Annotated in this window: 2 protein-coding genes; one reads left to right on the forward strand and one right to left on the reverse strand. The window is 66.1% G+C overall.

Annotation, left to right across the window (positions count from 1 at the left end; all coding sequences use genetic code 11):
• A partial coding sequence (locus KBI5_RS24050; RefSeq protein WP_157902589.1) for a transposase occupies positions 1 to 684 on the reverse strand: 684 nt, incomplete at its 3' end.
• Positions 685 to 1,886: 1,202 nt separating this feature from the next.
• Between KBI5_RS24050 and KBI5_RS24055 the strand changes: the two genes are divergently transcribed.
• Positions 1,887 to 4,260: type ISP restriction/modification enzyme (locus KBI5_RS24055; protein WP_198537957.1), on the forward strand; the 2,374-nt coding region annotated here is incomplete at its 3' end.

Genomic DNA, 4,260 nt, shown 5'->3' on the forward strand with positions numbered 1-4,260 from the left:
GCGGAACCGGTCGAGCCAGGCCTTCTCCCAGTACTCCAGCTGGACCGGGTTCGACAGCCTCGCCCGCGGGAAGTAGCGGCGAAGGTGGGCGACGCGGTAGAGGTTGACGAGGCCGGCGCGGCGGCGGCCGACGGAGACGTAGACCGCGTAGAAGTCGGAGGACAATACCCGCTCGCCGCCGCCGGGGGCGGTGAGCGTGCCGTCCGCCTGCTCGGTGAGGCCGAGGTGGCCGGTGAGCACCGAACTGGCCCGGGTCTGGTCGATCACGAAGCACACCGTGTCCTCGCCGAGGGAGACCCACAGCCACCAGCGCTGCGGCTTCCCGCCGCCGTTCGGGGTGAACACCTTCCAGCTCGTCTCGTCGGCGTGCAGGTGCCACGATGCCTGGGACCGTTGGCGGATYGCCTCGACCAGCGGGGCGAGCAGCACGCCGGCCTGGGCGCACGCACCCACCAGGGTCGGGGCCGCCAGCACCGCGCCGTGCCGGGCCAGGCCCGCCACCAGCGAGTTCAGGGACCGGCCCGCGCCGTAGCGCTCGACGAGCAGCAGCGCGAGCGACCGGTTCGTCCACAGCCCCTTGCCGAGTGCCCGCGGTTCGCCCGGCGCCATGACCGTCGCCGGGCCGTAGCAGGCGCAGGCCCGCCGGTAGCGGCGTCGTCGGGTCGTCCGCCGTACGACCCGCACGACCCACTCGAGCCGCCAGGAGACGTCCTCGCCGTTGGCGGTGAACGGCGCCCCGCAGCACGGGCACGCGTAGCCGCGCTCGGGGAAGTCCCACGTGCCGCCGTCGTCGTCGGGCAGGCCGGAGTAGTTCCGCCGGCCGGCCCGCGCGCCCGGTCCCCGCCGGGGCCGCCCGCCCGCCGACCCGCCGACCCGCGGCCCTGGCCAGCGCCGCCGTCACCGGCGGCATCGCCTTCCTGACCAGGGCCGCCGTCACCAGCCGCGCCGCCGCCGTGGGAGGCGCGGTCGCACGGCCCGTCCGGCGGCGCGCCGGGCGCGGCCCGCTCGGAGGACTCGCCGAACAGAAGATGCTGGAGCAGCGCCACCTGGGCCCGCGACTCGGCGAGCTCCGCCAAGGCCACGGCCAGCGCGCGGCGCTGCTGGGCGACCTCGACCAGCAGCGCCGACAGCCACAGCCACGCGGCCACCGCGACGTCCGGCACGGGCACCCGCCCGCCGGCCGCGTCCGGACCCCGCACAGCCTCGAGGGCCGTGCCCGTTACCCTGGAAACCAGCGCCTCCGTGCGCGACGCGGCCCTTCCCCGAGTTCCCGGCCAAAGGTTTTCGGGGGGAGGGCCGCGGCCTTTTTCCGACGCTGTCCACCCTGTCGACCCGGGCCAACCAGCCACCCACCACAAGATCCCCGGTCGCACACGGCCGTGCGCGGCGACGCCAACCAGCGACCCAGCACACCAGCCCGGCACACTCTGCCATCAGCAGCCGGGACCCCGGCCACCACGCGGACCCCAACCCGCCGTCACGCACAGCGACCCCCGCTGTCAGGCGCCGGCCACCGTCAAACCAGCAACCCCCACGATTTGCGAATACTTACAGCCTGTCGACGCTGCGAGCTCGATAGCCCCAAACCTCACCGGGTTCCATAACGAGATCATCCCGGACCGCCTTGAGAACGCGGCACCGGCACACTCCCAGGTCAGCTCTGACCACGAGGCCTGCCTCTCGGCGGCCGGCACCTGGCTTGGCCCGATGTCGGTAGGGCCTCCGCTCCCCGCCTTTGAAGTGCCAGATCCGCAGCTTCGAAGCAAATTTCCGACGTTCCAGCCAATCGACCCATATCGTCCTATATTTTGATGAATCACAGAAGCGCAGATCACCGGCTTCCCGATTTGTTATCGTTCTCGCCTCTATGACCCTGGGGGGGCGCGATGTCCGCGGCAACGGATCATTGGCTGCTGAAGGCAGTATCGGATTTTGGTCGGGCGTGTGGCACCAAACTCTCCGGAGGTGGCAGCCCGGAAGCCTCGATACGAAGCCCGCTGGAAGGGCTCCTGGCGGCAGTTGGCAGACATCACAAGCTGTCCGAACTTACCTGGCATGACGAAGTGAGGCTTCCCGAACTCGGAGTGCGGCCCGACTACGCAGTCCGGCTGAGTGGCCTGGTCACCGGATACATAGAAATCAAGAAGCCCGGCCTGTCCGTAGACCCTCAGAATTTTACCGGGCACAACAAGGAGCAATGGGAACGGCTGCGAGACCTTCCAAATCTACTTTACACCAACGGCACCGAATGGCGGCTTTTTCGGGACGGGATCCAGATAGGAGAGACCATTCACTTCACCGGAACTCTCCGGACAAGCAGGGAGCGGCTTCGGCCACCGGATCCGGCCGCCTTCGACGCACTGATCACGACGTTCCTCGTCTGGAGCCCGCCACCAATCCAGAACGTTGGCAGGCTCGTGCAGAACATCGCACCGTTGTGCCGCCTCCTCCGCGCTGCCGTCCTGGAGCAGCTCACCGCCGAAGCGAAGTCGGACGCACCGGAGAACGACGGCCACGCACGTCCCTTCACCGGCCTCCAGAACGACTGGCGGACGCTACTCTTCCCCGAGGCAGACAGCCGGACCTTCGCCGACGGATACGCCCAGACGGTAACCTTCGCGCTGCTGCTCGCACAAACGGAGGGAATTCCTCTCCTGCAGGTCGGATTTCATGATATCGGCCGGAAGCTGAACGCCGGCCACGCACTTATCGGCAGCGCGCTGCGACTGCTCACCGACAATATAAACGAGCGTTTTTCGGTGACGCTCGATCTACTGACCCGCACCATCTCCAGTGTCGATTGGCCTGCCATCCGGAACGGCAACCGGGATGCCTACCTACATCTCTACGAAAACTTCCTGACCAGGTATGACGCACAGCTACGACAGCAGAGCGGTTCGTACTACACGCCGCGAGAGGTCGTGGAGCACATGGTCCGGTTGGCAGAGGATGTGCTGCGCACCCGGCTCGGCAAGGACCATGGTTACGCCGATCCGGACGTTCGCATCGTCGACCCRGCGATGGGAACCGGCACTTTCCTTCACGCGATCATCGAGAGAGTCGCAGAAACTGCCTCCGAAGGAGGGGGCGAAGGCATGGAAATCGACGCGGTCGCGCAGCTCGCGGAACGACTGTATGGCTTCGAGCTGCAGATAGGTCCCTACGCGGTCGCCGAACTCCGAACCTCAGACCTGTTAAGAGCGGAGGAGATCCCAGCGCCGCGAGAGGGACTCAATCTCTTCCTAACAGACACGCTTGATTCGCCGTTCAGTGATACGCAGAAAGCACTCTTCGGCTATCGGGAACTGGCGGCTTCCCGACAGCGAGCCGATCAGGTAAAGGGCAATGTTCCCGTGACTGTTGTCATCGGCAACCCCCCCTATGACGACAAGGCGAAGAAACGCGGAAAATGGGCAGAGAAAAAAATTCCAGGAGAGAATAGGACTCCGCTCGACGCTTTCCGTCACCCCGGCAACGGCCGGTACGAACACGTACTGAAGAACATGTACATCTACTTTTGGCGCTGGGCGACTTGGAAGGTCTTCGATGCCCACGAGGCCGACCAACATGGATTGGTCTGTTTCATCACGCCATCGGGCTTTTCCACTGGCCCTGGCGGCCGTGGCCTGCGCGACTATCTCCGTCGCACCTGTCACGAAGGATGGGTTATCAACCTCTCTCCCGAGGGACAGCGCGCGGATGTTGCCACCCGCGTCTTTCCAGCAGTCGCGCAGCCATTGGGTATCTATATCTTCGTACGCCGCGCGGGGAGCTCTCCGGACGGCTCGACCCGGATCCACTACCGCTCGATCTCGGGCCGACGCGAGGAGAAGTTCAGACAGCTGGCCCATGTGGAGATTGACGACGGCGGCTGGAGGGATACGCATCGCGAGCGATCTCGTCCGTTCACGCCGACTACGCAATCGGCGTGGGAGGACTTTCCAGAGATTTCCGATATATATCCGTGGGGAAGTCCTGGAGTAAAGGCAAACCGCTCCTGGGTGGCTGCTCCCAGCGCGGAGATCCTGCGTCGCAGGTGGGCGCGTTTGGTCCGCGAGGACGACCCGGACGCGAAAGAGGAGCTTTTCAAGGAGACTCGGGACCGCACGCTGCTACGTGCGGTGTCGCCGCTCCCCGGATACTCTGGACCTCGAGTGCCTATCGGGCGGGAGAGTAGCCTGACCCCACCTGTGATCCGGGTCGGGTTCCGCAGCTTCGATCGACAGTGGCTGATTGCCGACCCCCGTGTGCTGGATTTCG

The sequence above is a fragment of the Frankia sp. KB5 genome (assembly GCF_002099325.1).
Lineage (GTDB): Bacteria > Actinomycetota > Actinomycetes > Frankiales > Frankiaceae > Frankia > Frankia casuarinae.